Origin of the sequence: Lentiprolixibacter aurantiacus (assembly GCF_026241225.1) — a bacterium.
Lineage (GTDB): Bacteria > Bacteroidota > Bacteroidia > Flavobacteriales > Flavobacteriaceae > Lentiprolixibacter > Lentiprolixibacter aurantiacus.
Window position 1 is genome coordinate 157,344 of record NZ_JAPFQP010000002.1, and the last position, 22,390, is coordinate 179,733.

Annotated in this window: 26 protein-coding genes; 11 read left to right on the forward strand and 15 right to left on the reverse strand. The window is 44.2% G+C overall.

What is annotated here, in order from left to right:
* Nucleotides 1–6: 6 nt before the first annotated feature.
* The 3 genes from OO016_RS07765 to OO016_RS07775 form a co-directional block, all read right to left on the reverse strand.
* Nucleotides 7–402: a hypothetical protein gene (locus OO016_RS07765; protein ID WP_266012175.1), complete on the reverse strand. Its 396-nt coding sequence runs from the start codon at nt 400–402 to the stop codon at nt 7–9.
* A gap of 211 nt (nt 403–613) precedes the next feature.
* Entirely contained in the window at nt 614–1,378 is a 765-nt protein-coding gene (locus tag OO016_RS07770; RefSeq protein ID WP_266012176.1) for a TIGR02757 family protein, read from the reverse strand.
* Nucleotides 1,379–1,395: 17 nt separating this feature from the next.
* On the reverse strand, nt 1,396–2,058 hold the full coding sequence (locus OO016_RS07775) for an ABC transporter ATP-binding protein (RefSeq protein WP_266012177.1): 663 nt from the start codon (nt 2,056–2,058) through the stop codon (nt 1,396–1,398).
* A gap of 160 nt (nt 2,059–2,218) precedes the next feature.
* Between OO016_RS07775 and folE the strand changes: the two genes are divergently transcribed.
* Nucleotides 2,219–2,818: a GTP cyclohydrolase I FolE gene (folE, locus tag OO016_RS07780; RefSeq protein ID WP_266012178.1), complete on the forward strand. Its 600-nt coding sequence runs from the start codon at nt 2,219–2,221 to the stop codon at nt 2,816–2,818.
* A 36-nt stretch (nt 2,819–2,854) separates the two neighbouring features.
* Nucleotides 2,855–3,145, forward strand: coding sequence for a hypothetical protein (locus OO016_RS07785; RefSeq protein WP_266012179.1), 291 nt, complete (start codon nt 2,855–2,857; stop codon nt 3,143–3,145).
* 5 nt (nt 3,146–3,150) lie between these two features.
* Here OO016_RS07785 and OO016_RS07790 read toward each other — a convergent pair whose 3' ends face one another.
* From OO016_RS07790 to OO016_RS07815, 6 genes are all read right to left on the reverse strand, one after another.
* Nucleotides 3,151–3,468, reverse strand: a complete 318-nt coding sequence (locus OO016_RS07790) for a DUF6787 family protein (protein WP_266012180.1) — start codon at nt 3,466–3,468, stop codon at nt 3,151–3,153.
* A 30-nt stretch (nt 3,469–3,498) separates the two neighbouring features.
* Entirely contained in the window at nt 3,499–3,957 is a 459-nt protein-coding gene (locus tag OO016_RS07795) for a DUF6146 family protein (RefSeq protein WP_266012181.1), read from the reverse strand.
* A 90-nt stretch (nt 3,958–4,047) separates the two neighbouring features.
* On the reverse strand, nt 4,048–4,680 hold the full coding sequence (locus OO016_RS07800) for a DUF937 domain-containing protein (protein WP_266012182.1): 633 nt from the start codon (nt 4,678–4,680) through the stop codon (nt 4,048–4,050).
* Between the two features lie 71 nt (nt 4,681–4,751).
* Entirely contained in the window at nt 4,752–5,705 is a 954-nt protein-coding gene (locus OO016_RS07805) for a D-2-hydroxyacid dehydrogenase (RefSeq protein ID WP_266012183.1), read from the reverse strand.
* 40 nt (nt 5,706–5,745) lie between these two features.
* Nucleotides 5,746–6,810 (reverse strand): 3-phosphoserine/phosphohydroxythreonine transaminase, encoded by a 1,065-nt coding sequence (gene serC / locus OO016_RS07810; protein WP_266012184.1) that lies wholly within the window; start codon nt 6,808–6,810, stop codon nt 5,746–5,748.
* A gap of 75 nt (nt 6,811–6,885) precedes the next feature.
* Complete coding sequence (locus OO016_RS07815; protein WP_266012185.1) at nt 6,886–7,947, reverse strand: acyl-CoA reductase; 1,062 nt, start codon at nt 7,945–7,947, stop codon at nt 6,886–6,888.
* Nucleotides 7,948–8,035: 88 nt separating this feature from the next.
* Here OO016_RS07815 and OO016_RS07820 point away from each other — a divergent pair, with 88 nt between their 5' ends.
* Complete coding sequence (locus OO016_RS07820) at nt 8,036–8,386, forward strand: 4Fe-4S dicluster domain-containing protein (RefSeq protein ID WP_266012186.1); 351 nt, start codon at nt 8,036–8,038, stop codon at nt 8,384–8,386.
* Between the two features lie 3 nt (nt 8,387–8,389).
* Here the strand turns inward: OO016_RS07820 and OO016_RS07825 are convergent, their stop codons facing one another.
* Nucleotides 8,390–9,178, reverse strand: coding sequence for an agmatinase family protein (locus OO016_RS07825; RefSeq protein WP_266012187.1), 789 nt, complete (start codon nt 9,176–9,178; stop codon nt 8,390–8,392).
* A 71-nt stretch (nt 9,179–9,249) separates the two neighbouring features.
* Here OO016_RS07825 and ychF point away from each other — a divergent pair, with 71 nt between their 5' ends.
* From ychF to mscL, 4 genes are all read left to right on the forward strand, one after another.
* Nucleotides 9,250–10,344, forward strand: coding sequence for a redox-regulated ATPase YchF (gene ychF, locus OO016_RS07830; protein WP_266012188.1), 1,095 nt, complete (start codon nt 9,250–9,252; stop codon nt 10,342–10,344).
* 144 nt (nt 10,345–10,488) lie between these two features.
* Nucleotides 10,489–12,348: a DNA topoisomerase IV subunit B gene (locus OO016_RS07835; RefSeq protein WP_266012189.1), complete on the forward strand. Its 1,860-nt coding sequence runs from the start codon at nt 10,489–10,491 to the stop codon at nt 12,346–12,348.
* Between the two features lie 26 nt (nt 12,349–12,374).
* Nucleotides 12,375–15,032, forward strand: a complete 2,658-nt coding sequence (locus tag OO016_RS07840; RefSeq protein WP_266012190.1) for a DNA gyrase/topoisomerase IV subunit A — start codon at nt 12,375–12,377, stop codon at nt 15,030–15,032.
* Between the two features lie 10 nt (nt 15,033–15,042).
* Entirely contained in the window at nt 15,043–15,477 is a 435-nt protein-coding gene (mscL, locus tag OO016_RS07845; RefSeq protein WP_266012191.1) for a large-conductance mechanosensitive channel protein MscL, read from the forward strand.
* Between the two features lie 5 nt (nt 15,478–15,482).
* Here mscL and OO016_RS07850 read toward each other — a convergent pair whose 3' ends face one another.
* The 3 genes from OO016_RS07850 to OO016_RS07860 are packed head-to-tail and all read right to left on the reverse strand — an operon-like array spanning nt 15,483 to nt 17,100.
* A complete protein-coding gene (locus OO016_RS07850; protein WP_266012192.1) occupies nt 15,483–16,301 on the reverse strand; it encodes a TerC family protein in 819 nt (272 codons plus the stop codon).
* Nucleotides 16,301–16,681, reverse strand: coding sequence for a DNA topoisomerase IV (locus tag OO016_RS07855; protein ID WP_439649310.1), 381 nt, complete (start codon nt 16,679–16,681; stop codon nt 16,301–16,303). The genes OO016_RS07850 and OO016_RS07855 overlap by 1 nt, the downstream gene beginning before the upstream one ends.
* Nucleotides 16,682–16,737: 56 nt before the next feature.
* Nucleotides 16,738–17,100 (reverse strand): helix-turn-helix domain-containing protein, encoded by a 363-nt coding sequence (locus tag OO016_RS07860; RefSeq protein WP_266012193.1) that lies wholly within the window; start codon nt 17,098–17,100, stop codon nt 16,738–16,740.
* Nucleotides 17,101–17,371: 271 nt separating this feature from the next.
* Here OO016_RS07860 and OO016_RS07865 point away from each other — a divergent pair, with 271 nt between their 5' ends.
* From OO016_RS07865 to OO016_RS07875, 3 genes are all read left to right on the forward strand, one after another.
* Nucleotides 17,372–18,478, forward strand: coding sequence for a M14 family metallopeptidase (locus OO016_RS07865; RefSeq protein ID WP_266012194.1), 1,107 nt, complete (start codon nt 17,372–17,374; stop codon nt 18,476–18,478).
* Between the two features lie 108 nt (nt 18,479–18,586).
* Nucleotides 18,587–19,066 (forward strand): Lrp/AsnC family transcriptional regulator, encoded by a 480-nt coding sequence (locus OO016_RS07870; RefSeq protein ID WP_266012952.1) that lies wholly within the window; start codon nt 18,587–18,589, stop codon nt 19,064–19,066.
* Nucleotides 19,067–19,090: 24 nt separating this feature from the next.
* Nucleotides 19,091–19,606 (forward strand): DinB family protein, encoded by a 516-nt coding sequence (locus tag OO016_RS07875; protein WP_266012195.1) that lies wholly within the window; start codon nt 19,091–19,093, stop codon nt 19,604–19,606.
* A 13-nt stretch (nt 19,607–19,619) separates the two neighbouring features.
* Here OO016_RS07875 and OO016_RS07880 read toward each other — a convergent pair whose 3' ends face one another.
* Both OO016_RS07880 and aroB read right to left on the reverse strand, forming a co-directional pair.
* Complete coding sequence (locus OO016_RS07880) at nt 19,620–19,922, reverse strand: hypothetical protein (RefSeq protein WP_266012196.1); 303 nt, start codon at nt 19,920–19,922, stop codon at nt 19,620–19,622.
* 113 nt (nt 19,923–20,035) lie between these two features.
* A complete protein-coding gene (gene aroB / locus OO016_RS07885; protein ID WP_266012197.1) occupies nt 20,036–21,097 on the reverse strand; it encodes a 3-dehydroquinate synthase in 1,062 nt (353 codons plus the stop codon).
* A gap of 118 nt (nt 21,098–21,215) precedes the next feature.
* On the opposite strand from aroB, the gene OO016_RS07890 reads away from it, so the two are divergent.
* Nucleotides 21,216–22,382 carry a proline dehydrogenase family protein gene (locus OO016_RS07890; protein ID WP_266012199.1) on the forward strand — a complete coding sequence of 389 codons (1,167 nt, stop codon included), beginning with the start codon at nt 21,216–21,218 and terminating at the stop codon, nt 22,380–22,382.
* The last annotated feature ends 8 nt before the right edge of the window (nt 22,383–22,390 follow it).

Here is a 22,390-nt window from a genome sequence, read left to right on the forward strand (position 1 = left end):
ATGGGTTTATACTTTATGGGGGTTAGAGGTCTGGACCTCATGGTCATGGAGCAACCAGTACTCTGCTATTTTAACTGAATCAAAAATGCGCATATTGGCAGCCCTGTTTGTTGCAACCTGTTCCAGGAACTGCTCCTCTTCCTTTCCTTTCCAAACCAGGGCAAGTTTAACCTTATCCCTTAATACCTCGGCTATGATCTCCCCAAGGAAAAACAATTCTATGGTTGGCAGTTCTGTGTATGAAACCGGAATGAGATCTACGAGCACACGGTATACCTGGGCCGATTGGCATTTGCGAAGTATGACCTTGGGATATTTTATAAAATCCCAGTAATCATAAATCCCATCAATAGACATAACAAGGAATTGCACCTTGTTCTTAAATGCATATGTGCTATTCATTCCTATTCTATGTTTTATAAGAATGTTTGTCTATGTAATGGTCAGGTTGTTATAAACTTGTGTGTAGATAAAAATAATAAATCAAATCGCGATAATATTATTAAATATGTTAAAATACTATCAATAATACATCATTAATTTAAAAAAGATAAATAAAATACATATATACAGGGAATTTAGTATAAACCTGTTAATATATCAGAATTCGGTTTTAAAACTTTTCAAATACACCCAAGCCGAAAAGCGCAAAATCGTATTTGACGGGATCTTCCGGGTCCAATTTTCGGAGGTTTAGATCTAATTCCAGCACTGCCCTGGCATCATTCTGCTTTCTCTTTAGCAGGCCAAGTTTTCGGGCAACATTACCAGAATGCACGTCCAGAGGGCAAGACAGAGCGGCTGGAGATATGCCTTTCCAAAGCCCAAAGTCCACCTCCTGTGGGTCTTTCCTGACCATCCACCTGAGGAACATATTGATGCGTTTGGCCGCCGAACCTCTGGCGGGGTCGGAGATGTGTTTGGTGGTCCTTAAGGGGTGTTTGAGTTCAAAAAAGTGCCCCTTGAATGCGGTAATGGCCGACTGCAGGCTGTTTTTTTCCGCATAACGGGTAAAGACACCTTCCAGCCCATTATGGTTGCTGTACAGGTGTCTAAGCGCTGTAACAAAAAAGGCCAGGTCTGTACCATTAAAAGTGCGGTGTACGAACGAGTCCAAGGATTTGAGATCATTTTCTGTATGCCCCATGACAAAGTCATGTGGCGCGAGATCTATCAGCTCCGTAATTTGCCTGGCATTTTTGATAATACTCTTTCGGTTTCCCCAGGCAATTGTTGCGGTGAGAAACCCACTGATCTCAATATCTTCTTTTTTATCAAAACGATGCGGAATACATATCGGGTCTGTCTCAAGAAATTCCGGGGTATTGTACTGCACTACCTTGGCGTCCAGAAAATCTTTGAGTTCTTGCCTGGTCATTGGTGTTTTCAGCGGAGTTACTGGATTATCTGACCATCTACCATGGTTAGCTTACGGTCGGCCATTTCAGCAAGTTCTTCATTGTGCGTTACAATCACGAACGTCTGGCCCATTTCATCCCGTAACTGAAAGAACAATTTGTGAAGCCGCTCGGCACTTTCGGAATCCAGGTTGCCGCTGGGTTCATCTGCCAGGATTACCGAAGGTTGATTGATAAGTGCTCTGGCTACTGCCACCCGCTGCTGTTCCCCTCCGGATAGTTCCTGAGGCTTGTGATGTATCCGTTTCTCCAACCCCAAATACCCCAGGAGTTCCAGGCCTCTTTTTTCGGCCTCAGACTTCGCAGTACCTTTTATGTAGGCGGGAATACAAACATTCTCAAGGGCAGTAAATTCGGGAAGCAACTGATGGAACTGAAAGATAAAACCGATATGCTCGTTTCGGAAACGAGCCAGGTTCCTCCCGTTTAAAGCATTTATATCCGTATCGTTTATCAGTAGTTCACTTTCTTTTCTGTTCGACTGAATATCCAGGGTGCCCAGAATTTGGAGCAGGGTGGTCTTTCCTGCACCTGAGGCCCCGACTACCGATACAATTTCACCTTTGGCAATATCGAGATCCACTCCTTTCAATACCTGAAGGGATCCGAATGATTTCTTAATATTCCTTGCTTTAATCATGAAGGTTTACCTGCTGATCTAATGAGTGGGTACGCAAAAATAGTAATATGATAGAATAATACATCAGCCACTGCCTAAAATGAAAGAGAATATCTGTGTCGGTTTTTCCATATAAAGAACTAACTTAGTAGTATCTGCCAATTTGTTCATACAAAATAAAATGCCATACAGAAGCCTGGAAGAATACAACATTGAAATAACCAATGAAGTAAAAGATCGTTATTCTCATATAATCAGTGAGATAGGAGAGGACGTGAATAGAGAAGGCCTGGTGAAGACACCGGAACGTGCAGCCAAGGCTATGCTCTTTCTAACCCAGGGATATAAGCAGGATGCCGCTTCTGTTTTGAGAAGTGCCCTGTTCGAGGAATCCTACAATGAGATGGTCATAGTAAAAGATATTGAATTGTATTCGCTTTGTGAACACCATATGCTGCCTTTTTTCGGGAAGGCACATATAGCATACATACCTAACGGACAGATCGTTGGCCTTAGCAAACTACCCAGGGTTGTGGATATCTTTGCGCGTCGCCTTCAGGTGCAGGAGCGGCTCACTGAACAGATTCTCGATTGCATAAACGATGTGCTGAAGCCCAGCGGAGTAGCTGTTGTAATTGAGGCGGCCCATATGTGCATGATGATGCGGGGAGTCCAGAAACAAAATTCAGTTACTACTACTTCTGGTTTCCGGGGTTCTTTCCAGCAGCAGGAAACACGTAACGAATTCCTGAAGTTGATTAGCAGCGATTTATCCTCCTGATTTACGCCCAATAACGGATCTTCACCGCTTCAAGCAATGGAAAAAGCAAATAAATGGCGTAACCTGTTACTGGGACTCCTGTTGGATGGAATCGGGATGCTTTCTTTCGTTATTCCCGGTATAGGTGAATTTTCGGATGTCATCTGGGCACCTGTTTCAGGTTGGCTTATGACCCGGATTTACAAGGGTAGAGTGGGGCAGGTGGCAGGAGTGGTTGCTTTTGTGGAAGAACTTTTGCCTGGTTTTGATTTCATCCCTTCTTTTACGCTTATGTGGATTTATACCTATCTGATCAAAGGAGGCAGTCCTAAGGGAAGTAATCAATAGCTGAGCTACCTGAACAGGAAGCCCAGGCCCATGCGCTGCAGCATTTTCTTCTCAAATCCCCAGAAAAATTGAAACTGGCCAAAAAGCCATCCAAAAAATACCAGCAATACCTGATATATTGGGAATATAATCAGGATCCTCATGGACCAGTAGAGCGCTCCACTCCACCAGGCATCAGGAAAATTAGCCCGGTCAAGGCCTATAAAAGCCAGAAAAGGCTTTGCCACATAGACGGAGGCTGATCCGGTAATGGCAAATACAACAAATATTACTATAAGCTGGAAATTCGATTCAATTCCCCAACGCTGTTTGAGTTTGTTCATAGCACCAAATTCTCCCGCCAAATATATTACTTATATCCGGGGGATAAAAGGTCCCAGCCTTTGCCTGTATTTGCGCTGAAAATAGATGAAGTAATAGTAGAGTTTGTAATTCACTTCATAACCATAGTCCACATTGGGATCATAATTAATCCGAAGCTCATATAACAACGAGTTATAGCGGTTAGGCATCATTACCCGGTTGTTCCATTCGATTACATAAATTCTATTGCGGTTTTCAAGAAAGCTTTGTGAATAGTACCCCCGTGGCCTGGCTATGCTGTTTAGCCAGAAGTTAAAACCCGGCTCGATAATAATGATTTCGTACTTGGAATCCGGATCACTGATGCTTACCGTATCTGCCTCCTGATTCTTGAATGCGACAGCCTCCTCTTCGCTTATAGTTACTGATTTTTGGCTGCTTCCACAGCTGCTAACGCTCAGAAATACCAGCATTAATAGAATGCCAGAACCGACTAATAATGTCCTCATGACCAAACCTTTTCTTTAGTCATAAGGTACAAAAAAACCGCCTGCTAATTGCAGGCGGCGTTGTTAATTCTTGTTAAGTATTTTTCGATATTATTTACCCAAAAAACTCCCGAGCATGCCCCCCAGGCCACCTTTCTTTTTTGAACCCCCTAGCACCATTCCAGCCACATCGTCCAGAACGCTACCGTCTCCATCCGAATCCAGGAGTGTGGTGATAAGGCTTTGGTTTTGTTCAGGTTGCCCGCCGAGCATACTGCCCAACAAGGCATTCATTCCGGATGAATCCTGAACACTGCTCTGGGCGGTTTGCCGTCCCAGAAATCCCATTACAATTGGTGCTGCGAGCTTTAAAATTTGAGCTATACTGCCTGTATCCATACCAGACTTCTGGCTTAATGCATTCTCCACAGCCGTTTGTTTATTGCCAAGCAGATGGCCTAAGATACCAGCCCCGTCTTCCAAGACCGATTGATCCACGCCGCCGCCAAATAGCCCGCCAAGGTCGTCCAGGATACTGCCGTTGTGTTTGTTGGACAGTGCACTCATCAGCCCCTGGGCCCCTTCAGTTGTGCTTACATTCTTCTTCATAGCGCCCAGTAATATAGGCATAGCCATTCCCAGCACATCGGCCGTTTTGCTTTCGGGCTGACCAGTTTCTCCGGCAACGCCACTGATTAATTGCTTGCCTAAAGGGCCATTCAAAAGGTCTATTAATCCAGACATGATTTTTAATTTTTAGTTGATACTATAGGTGTTCTCACCATGAGTTGGCGGAAAATCACCTCCTGAAAAGTTTAATTTTTTAAAATTGAGATGATCTGGGTTGCCAGCTCTTCCCCAATCCGATCCTGAGCTTCGCCCGTTGCGGCACCGATATGAGGAGACAGCGATATGTTGGGGTGCATGAGCACTTTGATTTCAGGTTGGGGTTCCGATTCAAAGACATCCAGCCCCGCGAAGCGCACCTTGCCAGTTTCCAGGGCATCAATAAGGGCCACTTCGTCTATAATTCCCCCCCGCGCGGCATTGACAAGTCCAACACCGGATTTCATTATTTCAAATTCGGGTTTGCCAATGATGTATTCTTTCTGGGCGGGAACATGCAGGCTGATAAAGTCTGCTTTGGCCAGTACTTCATTCTTGGAGATTCCCTTTAACGAAAAGCTTACTTGCTGCCCGTCGAAAAAACTAAGTTCAATATCGGCTTCCTCAATAAAGGGGTCGTGGAAAATCACTTCCATGCCAATTCCAAGGCCAATTTTTGCTGTAGCACGGCCTATTCTTCCAAAGCCAATAATGCCCAGCGTCTTTCCCCTTAGTTCAGCTCCTTTGGCGTATGATTTTTTAAGTTTCTTGAAGTTCTTGTCGCCTTCAAGTGGCATATTGCGGTTGGCATCATACAGGAAGCGGACTCCTCCGAATAGATGGGCAAATACGAGTTCAGCCACAGACTCAGAAGAGGCGGCCGGCGTATTGATCACATGCAGGCCTTTTTCCCGGGCATAAGCGACATCTATATTATCCATACCTACGCCCCCTCGTCCAATAAGTTTGAGCCCGGGACAGGCATCAATAAGTTCTTTGCGGACCTGGGTAGCACTGCGCACCAGAAGGCCAACCACATCATTTTCATTTATAAAATTCTGCAGTTGTTCCTGGGCTACATTTGTGGTAAGTACTTCGAACCCGGCACTCTCAAGCGCTGCAATTCCGCTTTGAGATATTCCGTCATTGGCCAGTATTTTCATTCGTGTTATAAAATTAATGGGTTGATGTCATCTGATTCATCTATGCCTTGCGCTCCAACTCACTCATTACATCCACCAGCACACCAACACTTTCAAGGCTTAGCGCATTGTACATGGAGGCTCGGTAGCCCCCTACGGAGCGGTGACCGTTTAATCCGTTGATACCTGCTTCTCTCCACATACTGTCGAACGTTTCTTTGAGTCCCTCTTCTGCCAGGGTAAAGGTGGCATTCATGTTTGAACGATCTTCCGCCTTGGCAAAACCGTTGAACAGCGGATTTAAATCAATTTCGGAGTAAAGAAGCTTGGCTTTCTTCTCATTGATTTCCTCGATGGCAGAAATTCCGCCCAGATCCTTCAACCACCTGAGTGTCAGCATGGAGGTATATACGGCGAATACGGAAGGGGTGTTGAACATGCTGTCCTTGCTTATATGTACTTTATAATCCAGCATGGAGGGGATAGTTCGGCTAACTTTCCCAAGGATATCTTCCTTTACCACCACCAGTGTGGTTCCGGCAGGCCCCATATTCTTTTGGGCCCCTGCATAGATCAGGTCGAACTTTGAAAAATCGAGCTGTCTTGAAAAAATATCCGAACTCATATCGCAAACAAGCGGAACAGAGGTTGTTGGGAATTCCTTGATTTGGGTTCCGAAAATTGTATTGTTGGAAGTAAGGTGAAGGTAATCCAGATTTTCCGGTATACCGTATCCTTTGGGGATGTAATTGAAGTTTTTATCCTTGGATGATGCTACCTCTACCACTTCGCCAAGTAACTTAGCTTCTTTGATAGCCTTAGAGCTCCATGTCCCGGTATTGACGTACCCGGCTCTCTTATCCAGAAGATTGTAAGCCACCATCAGGAATTCAAGGCTTGCTCCGCCCTGCAGGAAAAGAGCCTGGTATCCCTGGTCTTCCAGTCCCAATAGTTCAAGGGAAAGGGCTCGTGCCTCCTCCATTACGGCTACGAATTCTTTGCTCCTGTGTGAAATTTCAATCAGAGAAAGCCCGAGACCATCAAAATCAAGGACGGCTTCAGATGCTCTTTTCATTACTTCCTTCGGGAGGATACAGGGACCTGCGCTAAAGTTGTGCTTTTTCATTTTCAGTAGATTACAGTAGTGGACAAAGGTCTTAATTTATAAGCGATTCGCCACGAAATAAAGGAAAAGATTGTGTTATGTTTTTAACAAGAATTCAACAGTGTCCACACCGTCTGCATAGTCTGAAAGCGACGGGTATTGTGTTCTTCCAAAGGGAACTTCATTTTCCATAAAACCTTTGGCTACAAGGCATTGGATGTGCTCCTGATCTTTCTGGAGTTGTGATTTCAGTTGCTTCAAATCCTCATACCGCTCATAAAACAAAGTTCCAATTGGGGATGCATAGGAGGTGTCTTCCTTAAGCATTACAAAACCATTGTCCAGGAAGGGAAATTTACTCATCAGGTAGATGGCTTTGTTGTAATCGTAATTGTTCTGGTATTTCCTCTCTTCAAGCAGATAGCGGTAACTTTCAAAAGCCTCGAACAGCAAATCAAAATTAAAGTCTTGGGGAATAAATAGTTTGGATACGCTCCGGCAACCCAGGCCATAGTATTGAAAAACATCCCTGCCCAACGCTTTGAGTTCTTCCTTTGTTTCCGTTCCCTTTAATACAGCTGCTGAATTTCGATTCCTTCGAATGATATTAGGTTTCTTACCGAAATAGTATTCAAAATATCGGGCGGTGTTATTGCTGCCAGTCGCAATAACCGAATCAAAATCCTTCAGCATTTCATCTTCAAACCTTACATGGTTTTTCATTCCCGGAGCAAGTTCTTCAAGGATGTTTAAGAGGGCGGGCAAGAGCACATTGTCATTGGAAGAAAGCTTAACTAAAGCATTGTTTCCGCTCAGCAGCACAGCCAGCAAATCGTGAAAGCCCACCAGCGGAATATTTCCGGCAAGGATCAGTGCTACAAGTTTGTTTTGGTTAACTGTGATTTCATAAGGCTCCAGCCATGCAGACAATCGCTCTTCCGCCAGGCAGTTGCCCCATACTTCAAGGGCAAATTGTACCTGATCTTCTGTAAACCACCCATTTTTTTGTCCGGCCAGATCAACACTTCTATCCAGCTGAACGAATAAGTGATTTTCTTCCCGATCTTCTTCTGCCGCCCGTGATTTAAATTGGATATAATCCCGAAAGAGGGCTCCGAGTTTAACAAAAGCTTCTAATCTTTGTTGTGGTTCAAGCATTAAATTTGTTCAAAAAAGGACCAGCCTTTACCTTTGTGCAAAAATAGAGATGCTGAAGGAAATCAGCTGAAAAAAGGAAAAGAAAATTATGGCTATAATCATTACAGACGAGTGTATCAACTGCGGGGCCTGTGAACCAGAATGCCCGAATACTGCAATCTACGAGGGAGCGGATGAGTGGAGGTACAGCGACGGAACTTCCCTGAAAGGTGATGTTGTTCTGCCCGATGGCAAAAAAGTAAATGCGGATGAGGTACAGGAGCCTATTAGCGATGAGTTCTACTATATTTCTCCGGACAAGTGTACGGAGTGCATGGGATTCCACGAAGAACCTCAGTGTGCTGCGGTTTGCCCGGTAGACTGTTGCGTCCCGGATGAAGACCGTGTGGAAAGTGAGGAAGTGCTGCTGGCCAAACAGCGCTTTATGCACCCGGAATAATTATTAAGGGCAGGTTGCCAGAATCCTGGCGGCTATTTCCTTCAGGAATTTAGCACAAACCGTGGCAGTGACCCCATTAATGTCCCTTACAGGGTTGAATTCTACAATATCAGCGCCAACTAAAGGAGCGTCAATGCCCTGAATGATTTCTATAACCTGCCTGCTGCTAAATCCTCCTGGTTCATGGTGAGATATGCCAGGTGCAAAGGCCGGATCCAGTGCATCTATGTCGAGAGACAGGTATAACGGACCTTTGAAAGCAGGTAATTGCCCGGAGCGGAAATCGCGCATTTCAATGACCTCAACACCAAAAAGTTCTGCCTGTTCCCGCTGATGGGTGGAAAAAGTCCGTATTCCTACCTGAACAAGTCTGGAAGCAAGATTCTCTTCCATTATCCTGGCAAATGGGCAGGCGTGGGAATATTTATCACCCTCAAAGGAGTCATACAGGTCCGCATGGGCGTCAATATGAAGGATCTCCAGGGGGCCGTAGACTTTGCTAAATGCCCGTAGCACAGGGTAGGTAATAGAGTGGTCTCCCCCCAGTGTTATCATGGGAATATTTTGCTTTAGATGATCCAGGCTAATCTGCTCGATATCAAAATATTCTTCAACATTAAAATCACCTCTATCCAGGAATAGATCAGGCCTGATTTCAGACCCGTTTTCAGCAAAAAAGTTAAAGGCATCGCTGAGGTAGGCATCCCTTATTAAGGGAGGTGCTTTGGCTGGTCCCCTCAGGTAAGATGATTTCTCATCGTATAAGATTCCCTGCAGCTGAATTTTTTCCATAGGATATTCCGCCTGATTGCTTAGGAAATGTAATGTAAAAACTATATTTGCATCCTCAAAATCAACATCTCATGAAAGCAGGTATCGTAGGCCTTCCCAACGTTGGAAAATCGACCCTCTTTAATTGCCTTTCCAATGCAAAGGCGCAGAGTGCGAATTTTCCATTTTGCACAATTGAACCCAACATAGGAGTGGTAAATGTGCCCGATAAGCGTCTGGAACAGCTGGAATCACTTGTGCAACCAGAGAAGGTAATTCCTGCTACGGTTGAGATCGTTGATATTGCCGGACTTGTCAAAGGAGCCAGCAAAGGGGAAGGGCTGGGAAATCAGTTTTTGGCCAATATCCGGGAAACCGATGCCATCCTGCACGTGCTTCGCTGTTTTGACAATGACAATGTGGTGCACGTAGACGGTTCTGTAGACCCTATGCGCGACAAAGAGACTATTGACATTGAATTGCAGCTCAAAGATCTGGAATCTGTTGAGAAAAGGCTTGATCGCGTCAAGAGGGCGGCAAGGACGGGTGATAAAGAAGCACAGAAGGAAGAAGCAGTTCTGGATAAGTTAAAGGGCCAGTTGGAATCCGGGGTTTCCGTAAGGGCTATATCTTTTGGGGATGATGAGTACAAAGATTATATCAGGCCCCTGCAGCTTATAACAGCCAAACCTGTGCTTTACGTATGCAATGTAGACGAGTCAGCCGCAGTTAGCGGAAACACCTATGTGGAGCAGGTGAAGGCTGCGGTAGCCACCGAAAATGCTGAAGTACTGGTGCTGGCTGTAGCCACCGAAGCCGATATCATGGAGTTGGATACCTATGAGGAGCGTCAAATGTTCCTTGAAGATTTAGGTCTTGATGAGCCCGGGGCGTCCAAGCTCATACGGGCCGCCTACAGGCTATTGAACCTGCAAACGTACTTTACCGCCGGCCCCAAGGAAGTCAGGGCGTGGACTATCCCCATCGGCGCTACAGCACCCCAGTCTGCCGGGGTAATCCACACGGATTTTGAGAAAGGATTCATCCGGGCTGAGGTTATTTCATTTGCCGACTATATAGCCTATGGAAGTGAACAGAAGGTGAAGGAGGCTGGAAAAATGAGGGTAGAAGGAAAAGAGTATGTGGTTCAGGACGGAGATGTGATGCACTTCCGTTTTAACGTATAAAACAGGGATTAAACTCCAGTGTTTTCGGGAGGTCTAAGCTCCTGTGCTATCAACAATAGAGTCCTTTTATTGTTAATTACTTTCTTTTGTGCCCACTTTGAATTCTGCCTTGAAATTTTATATTAGCAAGATAAAGCCCAATCTATGGCAATTACGCAGTATACAGAGGAAAACATCAGGTCGCTCGATTGGAAGGAACACATCCGTATGCGACCCGGGATGTATATCGGGAAGTTAGGGGATGGATCTTCTGCGGATGACGGTATTTATATCCTGTTAAAAGAAACTATAGACAACAGCATCGATGAGTTCGTTATGGGAGCCGGTAAGACCATCGAGGTTTCCATACAGGGAGACAAGGTAACGGTTCGCGACTACGGTCGGGGGATTCCGCTTGGGAAGGTGGTAGACGTTGTGTCCAAAATGAATACCGGAGGGAAGTACGATACCCGTGCCTTCAAAAAATCTGTCGGACTTAACGGAGTGGGTACAAAGGCAGTGAATGCCTTATCCACCTTTTTCAGGGTAGAATCCAACAGGGATGGAAAGTCTAAATCTGCTGAGTTCACCCTGGGTGAACTGGTTGATGAGGAAATGCTGGAGGAAACCTCGAGAAGGAGGGGGACTAAAATCACGTTTACGCCAGACCCCTCAATATTCAAGCATTACAAATACCGTAATGAGTATGTGGAACGCATGCTCAGGAATTATGTCTACCTGAACCCGGGTCTGACTATCATGTTCAACGGTGAAAAGTTCCATTCTGAAAACGGACTCAAGGATCTCCTGGAAGACAACAACAACCGGGAAGATATGCTCTATCCGATCATTCATCTTAAAGGAGATGATATCGAAGTTGCCATAACGCATAGTAAAACACAGTACAGCGAAGAGTACCATTCCTTTGTCAATGGGCAGCATACCACCCAGGGAGGGACACACCAGGCGGCTTTTCGCGAAGCAGTGGTGAAGACGCTCAGGGAGTATTATGGAAAGAATTACGACGCCTCGGATATTCGCAAATCGATAATTTCCGCTATTTCCATCAAGGTGATGGAGCCAGTCTTCGAAAGCCAGACCAAGACCAAGCTGGGTTCAACTGATATGGGGGGTGATTTGCCAACGGTACGGACCTACGTGAATGATTTTATCGGCAAGCAGCTCGATAACTACCTGCACAAGAATCCGGATACGGCGGAAAAGATTCAGAGAAAGATTGTGCAGGCCGAAAAAGAGCGCAAAGAACTTTCCGGAATCAGAAAGTTGGCAAGAGAAAGGGCGAAGAAGGCCAGTTTACACAATAAAAAATTGCGGGACTGTCGAATCCACCTGGACAACATGAAAAATGATCGCAGGCTGGAAACAACTCTTTTCATCACCGAGGGTGATTCTGCCTCCGGTTCCATTACCAAATCCAGGGATGTGAATACCCAGGCCGTATTCAGCCTGAGAGGTAAGCCCCTGAATTCCTATGGAATGAGTAAGAAGATCGTCTATGAGAATGAGGAATTTAACTTGCTTCAGGCTGCCCTGAACATTGAGGAATCCATGGAAGACCTGCGATACAACAATATCGTTATCGCCACAGATGCCGATGTAGACGGGATGCACATACGTTTGCTGCTCATCACTTTCTTCCTTCAGTTCTTTCCTGAGTTGATAAAAGAAAATCACTTGTATATCTTGCAAACACCCCTCTTCCGTGTCAGGAACAGAAAAGAAACTATTTACTGCTACAGTGAAGAAGAGAAAAGGGCAGCCATCGCAAAGCTTAGCGGCAAACCTGAAATAACTCGTTTCAAGGGGCTGGGAGAGATCTCTCCTGATGAATTCAAACATTTTATTGGAGATGATATTCGCCTGGAGCCGGTTATGCTTGACAAGGCGATGTCTATTGAGGAATTACTCAAGTTTTACATGGGTAAAAACACCCCCAACCGTCAGGAATTCATTATAGAAAATCTTAAAGTAGAAGTTGATTTAGTAGAAGAAAATCAATTGTAAATCAAAAATATAGATTTCTTTCTTTTATGTCAGAGAATGAAGGGATGAACGAAGCACAGGAAGAAGAACAGGGCCATGGGCAGGATACCCTGACCAGGGTAACCGGCATGTACAAGGATTGGTTTTTGGACTATGCCTCCTATGTAATTCTGGAGCGTGCAGTACCAGCAATCGAAGATGGTTTTAAGCCGGTCCAGAGAAGAATCATGCATGCCCTTAAGGAATTGGATGATGGACGTTACAACAAAGTAGCAAATGTGGTTGGACACACCATGCAGTACCATCCGCATGGAGATGCCAGTATTGCCGATGCTATGGTCCAACTGGGTCAGAAAGACCTGCTTATCGATACGCAGGGGAACTGGGGGAACATACTTACCGGAGACAGTGCTGCAGCATCCCGTTATATTGAGGCCCGATTGTCTAAGTTTGCCCTGGATGTAGTATACAGTCCAAAGATTACGGAATGGCAGCTTTCCTATGATGGTCGTAAGAAAGAACCGGTAAACCTCCCGGTTAAATTCCCATTGTTGCTCGCCCAGGGTGCAGAAGGTATTGCTGTTGGGTTATCCACCCGAATCCTTCCGCATAATTTCAATGAGATTATTGATGCCTCTGTAAAACACCTGAAAGGGCAGCGCTTTAAACTCTTTCCGGATTTCCCGACCGGCGGAATTATTGATGTAACCAATTACAATGATGGGATGCGAGGGGGAAAGGTCCGGGTAAGGGCAAGAATTTCCCAGCTCAACAAGAATACACTCATCATAACCGAAATACCACACGGCACAAATACCTCCAGCCTGATTGACTCTATTCTGAAGGCGAATGAAAAGGGAAAGATCAAGATTAAGCGGATCGAAGACAATACAGCAGCAGAAGTAGAAATCCTGGTTCACCTGCCAGGAGGTATTTCTCCGGACAAAACCATTGACGCCCTCTACGCCTTTACATCCTGTGAATCTTCAATCTCACCCCTGGCCTGTATAATAGAAGATAATAAGCCAATATTCATAGGGGTTCAGGAAATGCTTCGGCGTTCAACTGACCATACAGTGGAAATGCTTAAATCCGAACTGGAAATCCAGCTTTCGGAATTGGAGGAGCAATGGCATTTTGCATCCCTGGAGCGCATTTTTATAGAAGAACGCATTTACCGGGATATTGAAGAGGAAGAAACCTGGGAAGGGGTTATCAAGGCCATAGACAAAGGGTTGAAACCTCATACTAAGCACCTGAAAAGAGCGGTTACAGAAGAGGATATTGTGAGGCTAACCGAAATTCGCATCAAAAGGATCTCAAAGTTCGATCTTGATAAAGCCCAGCAGCACATCGAAAGCCTGGAAGGAAAAATTGCAGAGACCCTAAATAATCTGGACAACCTGATAGATTTTGCTATCGCTTATTTTAAGGATCTTAAGGCAAAATATGGAGCAGGCCGGGAGCGCAAGTCCGAAATAAGGATTTTTGACGACATCGAGGCTACAAAGGTTGTAATCAGGAACACCAAACTCTATGTGAACAGAGAGGAAGGCTTTATTGGTACTTCAATGAGGCGTGATGAATACGTGACAGACTGCAGTGATATAGACGATATAATAGTCTTTACCAAATCTGGCCAGATGATGGTAACCAAAGTGGATTCCAAAACCTTTGTTGGTAAGAATATTATCCATGTAGCTGTTTTCAAGAAGAAGGACCAGCGCACTACTTACAATTTGATATACAAGGATGGTCGCGGCGGGGCCTGCTACGTGAAGCGCTTTAATGTTACCAGTATTACCAGGGATAAACTATACGATCTTACGGGAGGAAAGAGCGGCTCTGAAGTGCTTTACTTTACAGCTAATCCTAATGGTGAGGCCGAAGTGGTAACGGTTAACCTCAGGCAAAAAGGCAGTATTAAAAAGCTGAAGTGGGATCTGGACTTCGCAGATGTACTCATTAAAGGAAGGGGAGCTAAGGGGAATATTGTAACCAAGTATTCTGTAAAGCGAATAGAGCTAAAAGAAAAAGGCTTGTCTACCTTGAAGCCTCGCAAGATCTGGTTCGATGAAACCATCCAGAGGCTAAACGTAGACGAACGAGGGGAACTTCTGGGGGAGTTTACATCAGAAGATCGCCTGCTTATAATCAAACAGGACGGCAAGGTAAAAACGGTTATTCCAGAGCTTACCATGCGCTTTGACGACAATATCATTGTGCTTGAAAAATGGAAGCCAAAAAAACCCATAAGCGCCATATACTGGGAAGGGGATAAGGAGTTGTTCTATGTGAAACGTTTTTTGATCGAGAATCCCGACAAGGAGGAGGTGATCATTACGGATCACCCAAAATCCTACCTGGAAAAGGTGTTTACGGATTACAGGCCGGTTGCCGAGCTGGTTTTTGCTAAAAAACGCGGACAGGAGCGGAAAGACAACCTCAATATCAATTTGGAGGAATTCATTGCCGTAAAGGGAATTACAGCCATGGGTAATCAGCTGACGAAGGATAAAGTGCTGGAAATAAACTCATTGGATCCACTTCCCTACGAGGAGCCTGAGGTGCACGAACCAGAGGAGATAGAGGTTGTGGACGAAGAAAATGTAGCACCTTCTGACAAAAAGGAATCCGGGGACACTCCTGACCCTTCTTCTAACGGGGAGCTAAATGGACCTGACGGTCAAACAAGTTTATTCTAAATAAGTTCGGTTGAAAAAGTTTATCCAGGAATTCAAGAATTTTGCTGTTAAGGGCAATATGATTGACATGGCCATCGGTATCATTATTGGTACGGCATTCAATAATGTTGTCAATACACTGGTGAAAAGGGTGCTGATGCCTCCCTTGTCTCTGCTCACCCGGGACGTGAACCTGGCTAACCGCAAGTATATCCTCAGGGAAGCCGCTAATGGCACGGAAGAAGTTTCTATTGGCTATGGGGAATTGCTGGAGGTGCTGATCGACTTTATGATCATTGCTTTTACCATTTTTGTGGTTATCAAATTTATTAACCGCTTGCGCGTCAAGGCGGAAGATCCTAAGAATACAACTGAGGTCACCCCAAAAAACATTGAACTACTGTCCCGCATAGAAGAGCTTATGGAAGAGCAGAACGAGATCCTTCGAAAAAACGCTGGGAAATAATTATATTAGTCTGATCCTTCCTGGGGAGCTTCTTCCGGAACTACATTTTTGCGCATCTTCATATTCAGGAATTCCACCAGAAGAGAAAAGGCAATGGCAAAATACAGATATCCTTTTGGGATTGCGCCTATTTCCTGATTAAATACTTTGGTATGGCTCAGGTGAGCTGCCTCAGCTATTAGCATAAATCCGATTAGGATCAGAAAAGCAAGGGCTAGCAGTTGCATAGACGGGTGGTTGTTTATAAAAACCCGGATTGGATTGGCGAAGATCATCATGATAACTATCGATATAATCACGGCAATGATCATGAGTACCAAGGCATCCATGGGCTTATCTCCTATGCCATTGGTCATTCCTACAGCTGTTAGTATGGAATCTATGGAGAAGATAAAGTCTATCAACACAATCTGGAATATAGCCCTGGTATAGGTAGTGAGCTTTTTGGCCCGGATCACATTTTCATCATGATGGGGCATTTCCACTTTCTCATGTATTTCAGAGGTGCTTTTGTAAAGTAGGAATAGTCCCCCCGCGAATAGGATTACTGCCTGCCCGCTTACCCCTACCGAGAGCCATTCTGTATTGATATAATAAAACGGGTTGTTTAGTCCGATCAGGAAGGATACAGCGAAAAGGAGTATAATACGCTGTACCATAGCAAGCAGGAGGCCAATATTTGTGGCCTTTCTTTGCTTTTTTTCAGGCAGTTTGTTGGCTACAATGGATATAAAAACAATATTGTCGATACCCAGTACAATTTCCAGGAAGGTAAGCGTAAGCAAAGCAACCCAGGCATCCGGGCTGGAAAGAATATCGAACATTACGGCTTGATTTTGATAGCTGTTCCCCGGGATTTCTGACTACTCCCAACAATGCTGTATTCAAAGGTATAGGAATTCCCGTCTGTGGACAAGATTTTCATGTGGATTGACTTTTCCTCGGCCCTGCTTTTTGGATTTATCTTTTTCACAATGTATTCGCAGTCATTGAGCCATCTGATGGAGGAGGTGTCCTTTTTGCCTTCGAAATAATCCACTTCCATAGCTTCGTCACGTACAAAAGTGGTTGTCTTTTCCTCCCCGTCAATAACGGCTGTAAAAGTAAAGGTCCCGGTTTTAAAAGCTTTGCAATTTCTTTCCGGCTGGTAGCAGGCACCCAAAAGAAGTACCAAAAGGCAAAAACTACTCCATTTCCACATCATAGATACAAAATAACAAAAAGGAGGTCAGAAATCATACTTTCCCAAAGTTGTGCCAGTCACTTTTTCGGGAAATAGGATTTAAAGGACCCGTCGGTGTAAAATACCAGGATCTTCTCTATGCCATCGGGAGATTCAGTGGGGATTGTGCCTGAGATTTTAGTGGAAGGGGAGGTAGTTTTAGACTCCTCGGGTTTATGCGGGAAAGAACCCTTGCCATTTAATAGCCAGTAAAGATTTACTTCCGGAAATGTCCTGACCACCTTCATAACAAATTCCAGGCTGGGTTTGTTGCGCCCTGAAAGCAGGTGCGATATACTGCTCCTCTGTACCCCGATCCGATCCGCGAATGAGGAGGCGGTCAGACCGTAAAATTGCAGTATTTCTTCCAGTCTGCCGACAAATGCCTCTGTGTTTACCATTGTAATTAGACTTGCAGCCTTAAAATGTTAAATCAACCCGATAATCAAACCTTAAATCCTATTTTTAATTGAATTAATACTATTATTAAATTAATTTAAATAACTGAAATACAATTAACTAAAATCAATTAATAAAATTTGTTAAATCATCGTATACAATTGTAATTAATCGATGCGAAATCGGGCGTAAATCACGTATACAAATGTAACATTTTCCATGACAATTGTAATTAGATAAGCACTTACCTTTGCAGGGTGATAATGTTTTTTAATGGACGTTTTTCAAATTTCACATAAGGATTATAAGGTTAGCAGCATTACAGGCCGTTATATTCTTCCCGGTCAGGTAAATAAATTTTTTGAGGCGTGTCCGGAATCTGTTCAGGTACATTCCCTGGGCAAGTCGGCCGAAGGGCGCAATATTCAAATGGCCGAACTCGGTGCTGGAGAAATTAAAATTCTGATGTGGTCACAGATGCATGGCAATGAGTCTACGACCACCAAGGCCGTTGTGGATCTTATTGCTTTTTTATCTTCCCGAAATCCGACGGCCATGCAATTACTGGAAAAATGCCAGCTGAGAATTATAGGTATGCTCAATCCAGATGGTGCCGTCCGGTATACACGGGAGAATGCCAATGGTATAGACCTGAATCGGGACGCCCATGAACGAACGCAGCCAGAAAGCAGGATTTTAAGAAAGGCTTTTGAAAGTTTTGCTCCTGATTTCTGCTTTAATCTGCATGACCAGCGTACCATATATAATGTGGGGCATACGGATTCTCCTGCCACATTATCTTTTCTTGCACCTTCCAGAGACGAGGAGAGAACAGTAGACGCGTCCAGGGAAATGAGCATGCAGGTGATTGCCGCTATAAATGAGAAGCTACAGAGAAAAATACCAGGGCATATTGGCCGATATGATGATGCATTTAATATCAATTGCATTGGGGACACCCTTCAAATGCATGGCACACCCACCCTTTTATTCGAAGCAGGCCATTATCCCGGCGACTATGAGCGGGAAATAGTCAGGGGATATGTATTCCATTCGCTCCTTGCAGCTATAGATACTATTGCAAATGCTTCCTATTTGCGATACGATGTTGAGTCTTATCTCGGCATTCCTGAAAATAATAAGCTTTATTTCGATGTTTTGATTCGCAATTTTCAATGGAACAACAATAAAAGTGCCGTGGAAGACCTTGGTATCCTTTTTCGGGAAGAGTTGCAGGAAGGACGGATTGGCTTTAAACCTTATATTCAGAAGCGCGGAGACCTGGGTACTTATTTCGGCCATACTACCTATGATTTCAGCAATCAAAAAGACCTCGATTCACTCATAAATTCATCACTCAGGACGATATTGGATATTTAATAAAATTCCATAAAAAGGAATTTATATTACATTTTATTTAAAAAACGTCAATAATCGTTATGTATATTTTCTTAATTTTTTATTTTTGGCAAAAATTCTGTTGAAATGATGGGAAAAGTGAAATTAGACGAAATCGACCACCAGATCCTGGATATGTTAATTGACAATACCCGGACACCGTTCACGGATATTGCCAAGAAATTGCTTATATCTGCCGGAACGGTGCATGTGAGGGTTAAGAAAATGGAAGAGGCCGGGATCATAAAGGGTTCTTCCCTTACGCTGGACTATGTTAAACTGGGATATTCTTTCATAGCTTATGTTGGTATTTTCCTGGAGAAGACCCATCAAACCAAGTTTGTCCTGGAGCGGCTTACAGAAATCCCCAATGTTACCGTAGCCCATATTACCACGGGAAAATTCAATATTTTCTGCAAGATCAGGGCCAAGGACACCACACATGCCAAGAATATCATTTTTAAGATAGATGATATTGAAGGGATAAGCAGGACCGAGACTATGATTTCCCTGGAAGAAAGCATCAACGACAAAAAGAGGTTGATGCATACGATTTTCAATGAGTTATAGAATTTCTACATCTATCAGCTTGCTATGCGATCTACAGCCTTAAGGTCTGATGAATACCATCATTACTACCAGCCTTACATAGATGTTCTGGGCGATGTGGAGCTGATGGAGATGCTGCAGAAACAGTATGTGAATTTCCCACAGTTCCTGGCCAGCATACCTCAGGAAAAGCTTCATTACGCCTATGCCACGGATAAATGGACAATAGCCGAAGTACTGATGCATATAATAGATTCGGAAAGGATCTTTCAGTATCGTGCGCTTCGATTTGCCCGAAATGACCAGACTCCCCTGCCGGGATTTGAACAGGACGATTACATACCCTATTCAGGGGCTGAAAAAGCAAGCAAGGAGTCTTTGGTGCAGCAGTACCAGGCTGTGCGCCAAAATACTATAGCTCTTTTTTCAACTTTTGACGATGAAACCCTTATGCGCTCTGGTGAAGCAAGCGGAGTAAAAATGAGTGTAAGGGCATTGGGATTCTGTTGCTGCGGACACCAAAAGCATCACAGGAACATAATTAGGGAGCGGTATCTATAAAGAAGCCAGTTGCTCAATCTTCATCCAGTTCGTCTTCCATATTGAGTTCTAGCTCAGCTTCATCTGAAACAGGTGAAATGGCGAGTTCCTTCTCAATGGTGTCATCGAAGCTGGCAATAAAGTTGGATAAGCTCTTGCTGATTTTTACCAGGTAAAGGGCGTCTTCCGTTCTTAGCTCTACGGCCTGAACCAGTTCCCCCTGTCCGTTTTTGAAGGCAATGATATCATCGTCTCCATAACCATCCGGATAGGTTTCAATTAGCAAAGTGGCTGCTTTTCTGTCCAGTTTTTTGTAATCTACGAGAATGCGTCTCATCGGTTGGCGTTTATGTATGTGCTTTGAGGCACAATTACATTTCTAAGCTAGGAAAATTTTCTTTTCACTCGAAATTATCAGTTGCCAATGCAGAAAAAAAGTAGGTGTAACCCTTAATCCTTGTAGTAAGAGAAGGCTTCGTGAAAAAGTTCTTTGGGAATTTTATTGTCGATAATGGTATCACCAATCCTTTTGAGGACAACGAAGTTGATGCTGCCCCGGGTATTTTTCTTATCGAATTTAAGAAGCTCCACGATCTTCTCCACATCATCATCGGTAAAATCTACCTTTTTAAAACGTTTGTTAAATTCGGACTTTATGTCTTCCAGCTGGTACATTCCCAGTCCCATGGTTCGGTTGGACAGGAAGGCCTCAAGGATCATTCCTATGGCAATGGCCTCACCGTGCAGCAATGGGGGCAGGTTGTTCTCTTCAAGGGAATAAGACTCAATAGCATGACCAAAAGTATGCCCGAAATTCAGTATTTTCCTCAGGTTTTTTTCCTCGGGATCCTGCATAACGATATCATTTTTGATCGTTAGGGATTCATAGATGAGTTTATCCATGTTCTCAAAGGAATCAACTTTTTTAAGGCTGGTCCAGTAACTGCCACTGGCAATTAGCCCGTGCTTCATCATCTCGGCAAAGCCACTGTTTAGCTGTCGCTGATCCAATGTGGACAGATAGTCAGGTACTACAAGGACCATTTGAGGACTGTTGAAAACGCCGATCTGATTCTTCAGGACACCCAGGTCTACTCCCGTCTTGCCACCAATAGAGGCATCAACCATGGCTAAGAGGGTAGTGGGCACATTGATAAAATCAATACCCCTTTTAAAAGTTGAGGCCGCAAATCCACCCAGATCAGTAATTACTCCTCCGCCCAGATTGATCAACAGGCTTCTGCGGTCTGCATCCAACTGGGAGAGTTTTTGCCAGACTTCCATGCAGGTCTCGATGTTCTTGTTGATCTCACCAGAATTTATCTGTATGGTTTCAAAATTGAATTTACCACCCATATTGGCACGGAATTCGGGCAGGCAATGCTTGGCTGTATTTTCATCTACCAGAATAAAAATCTTGGAATATTTATTCTCCTTCAAATGCAGCCTTAATTTATAATAGGCTTCGTCATCGAAGTAAATAGTGCCGTTTTTGGTAGTGATCGCGTCCATGCAGTTTTGTTTCTAAATCAAGGCAAAATAAGGGCAATTTTTTTGGAATTGAAACCCCGCATATCTTTTTATTCACATTTTCTGTGATTATCTTTGATAGGCTGATAATTTCACAAATATGAATGAATTATTTGAGGATACGGCAACGGCATTTGCCCTTAAATCCGACTCAGAACTAGAACGAGCTTTTTTCCTTTTTAAACTTATAGCAAACCAACCCCTGGTGCGAATTGGCACCGCTGTAACTAACTTTGCCATCAAAGCACACCTGCCAGTAGAAGGTCTTATACGGGCTACGGTATTTGATCATTTCTGTGCTGGCGTTAGTGAAGAAGACTCCATGTCTGTAGTAGATAAATTGTGGGGTAAGGGCGTGTATTCCGTACTTGATTATTCGGTGGAAGGAAAGGAAACGGAAGATCCGCTGGATAAGTCCCTCGAGACCAACCTTAGGATATTGGACTTTGTTAAAGAAAAGGAGTCTATGCCATTTGCTGTATTTAAGCCAACCGGATATGGGCGTTTGGCCCTTTACCAGAAAAAAGGAGAAGGGAAATCGCTCACAAAAGATGAACAGGCAGAGTGGGACCGTGTTGTGGGTCGTTTTGAAGCCACTTGTAAAAAGGCACATGACCTTGATGTTTCCCTGTTGATTGATGCCGAAGAAAGCTGGATGCAGGATGCCGCGGATGATTTGGTAGAAGAGATGATGAAGAAATACAACAAGAAAAAACCAGTGGTATTCAATACACTGCAGATGTATCGCTGGGACCGGATGGATTATCTGAAAGCTCTGCATGAGAAAGCCCAGAAGGAAGGCTTCAAGATTGGAATCAAAGTAGTCCGCGGGGCCTATCTGGAAAAGGAAAATGAACGTGCAGAGGAAATGGGGTATCCAACACCAATGTGCCCTTCAAAGCAAGCCACGGATGAAAACTTTGATGCCTGTGTAGCGTATATTCTGGACCACCTGGATACCATATCACTGTTTTCTGGCACTCATAATGAAGCCAGCTGTTACCGGCTCATGGAGTGGATGGACGAAAAAGGAATAGCCAGAGATGACCACAGGGTAGGATTTGGTCAGTTGTATGGAATGAGTGACCATATTTCCTTCAACCTCGCCAAAGAAGGCTATAATGTGGCTAAATACCTGCCATTTGGCCCTGTTAGGGATGTTATGCCCTATTTGATCAGGCGAGCCGAGGAAAACACCTCCGTTGCCGGACAAACCAACAGGGAACTCGAACTGCTCAAAAAAGAAAGGACAAGGAGAAAGCTCTGATTTTAAGA

Excerpts from the sequence above, each read along its gene's own strand:
- OO016_RS07785 (WP_266012179.1), top strand. The coding sequence starts at position 2,855 with ATGGAAAAAGCAAATAAATGGCGTAACCTGTTACTGGGACTCCTGTTG.
- OO016_RS07805 (WP_266012183.1), bottom strand. The coding sequence starts at position 5,705 with ATGAAAATACTGGCCAATGACGGAATATCTCAAAGCGGAATTGCAGCG.
- OO016_RS07865 (WP_266012194.1), top strand. The coding sequence starts at position 17,372 with ATGGACGTTTTTCAAATTTCACATAAGGATTATAAGGTTAGCAGCATT.
- OO016_RS07855 (WP_439649310.1), bottom strand. The coding sequence starts at position 16,681 with ATGATGTGGAAATGGAGTAGTTTTTGCCTTTTGGTACTTCTTTTGGGT.
- OO016_RS07770 (WP_266012176.1), bottom strand. The coding sequence starts at position 1,378 with ATGACCAGGCAAGAACTCAAAGATTTTCTGGACGCCAAGGTAGTGCAG.
- OO016_RS07880 (WP_266012196.1), bottom strand. The coding sequence starts at position 19,922 with ATGAGACGCATTCTCGTAGATTACAAAAAACTGGACAGAAAAGCAGCC.
- OO016_RS07815 (WP_266012185.1), bottom strand. The coding sequence starts at position 7,947 with ATGCTTGAACCACAACAAAGATTAGAAGCTTTTGTTAAACTCGGAGCC.
- OO016_RS07765 (WP_266012175.1), bottom strand. The coding sequence starts at position 402 with ATGAATAGCACATATGCATTTAAGAACAAGGTGCAATTCCTTGTTATG.
- OO016_RS07870 (WP_266012952.1), top strand. The coding sequence starts at position 18,587 with ATGGGAAAAGTGAAATTAGACGAAATCGACCACCAGATCCTGGATATG.
- OO016_RS07835 (WP_266012189.1), top strand. The coding sequence starts at position 10,489 with ATGGCAATTACGCAGTATACAGAGGAAAACATCAGGTCGCTCGATTGG.
- OO016_RS07840 (WP_266012190.1), top strand. The coding sequence starts at position 12,375 with ATGTCAGAGAATGAAGGGATGAACGAAGCACAGGAAGAAGAACAGGGC.
- aroB (WP_266012197.1), bottom strand. The coding sequence starts at position 21,097 with ATGGACGCGATCACTACCAAAAACGGCACTATTTACTTCGATGACGAA.
- OO016_RS07800 (WP_266012182.1), bottom strand. The coding sequence starts at position 4,680 with ATGTCTGGATTAATAGACCTTTTGAATGGCCCTTTAGGCAAGCAATTA.
- OO016_RS07795 (WP_266012181.1), bottom strand. The coding sequence starts at position 3,957 with ATGAGGACATTATTAGTCGGTTCTGGCATTCTATTAATGCTGGTATTT.
- OO016_RS07775 (WP_266012177.1), bottom strand. The coding sequence starts at position 2,058 with ATGATTAAAGCAAGGAATATTAAGAAATCATTCGGATCCCTTCAGGTA.
- OO016_RS07790 (WP_266012180.1), bottom strand. The coding sequence starts at position 3,468 with ATGAACAAACTCAAACAGCGTTGGGGAATTGAATCGAATTTCCAGCTT.
- serC (WP_266012184.1), bottom strand. The coding sequence starts at position 6,810 with ATGAAAAAGCACAACTTTAGCGCAGGTCCCTGTATCCTCCCGAAGGAA.
- OO016_RS07850 (WP_266012192.1), bottom strand. The coding sequence starts at position 16,301 with ATGTTCGATATTCTTTCCAGCCCGGATGCCTGGGTTGCTTTGCTTACG.
- OO016_RS07890 (WP_266012199.1), top strand. The coding sequence starts at position 21,216 with ATGAATGAATTATTTGAGGATACGGCAACGGCATTTGCCCTTAAATCC.
- ychF (WP_266012188.1), top strand. The coding sequence starts at position 9,250 with ATGAAAGCAGGTATCGTAGGCCTTCCCAACGTTGGAAAATCGACCCTC.
- OO016_RS07860 (WP_266012193.1), bottom strand. The coding sequence starts at position 17,100 with ATGGTAAACACAGAGGCATTTGTCGGCAGACTGGAAGAAATACTGCAA.
- OO016_RS07825 (WP_266012187.1), bottom strand. The coding sequence starts at position 9,178 with ATGGAAAAAATTCAGCTGCAGGGAATCTTATACGATGAGAAATCATCT.
- OO016_RS07875 (WP_266012195.1), top strand. The coding sequence starts at position 19,091 with ATGCGATCTACAGCCTTAAGGTCTGATGAATACCATCATTACTACCAG.
- folE (WP_266012178.1), top strand. The coding sequence starts at position 2,219 with ATGCCATACAGAAGCCTGGAAGAATACAACATTGAAATAACCAATGAA.
- OO016_RS07820 (WP_266012186.1), top strand. The coding sequence starts at position 8,036 with ATGGCTATAATCATTACAGACGAGTGTATCAACTGCGGGGCCTGTGAA.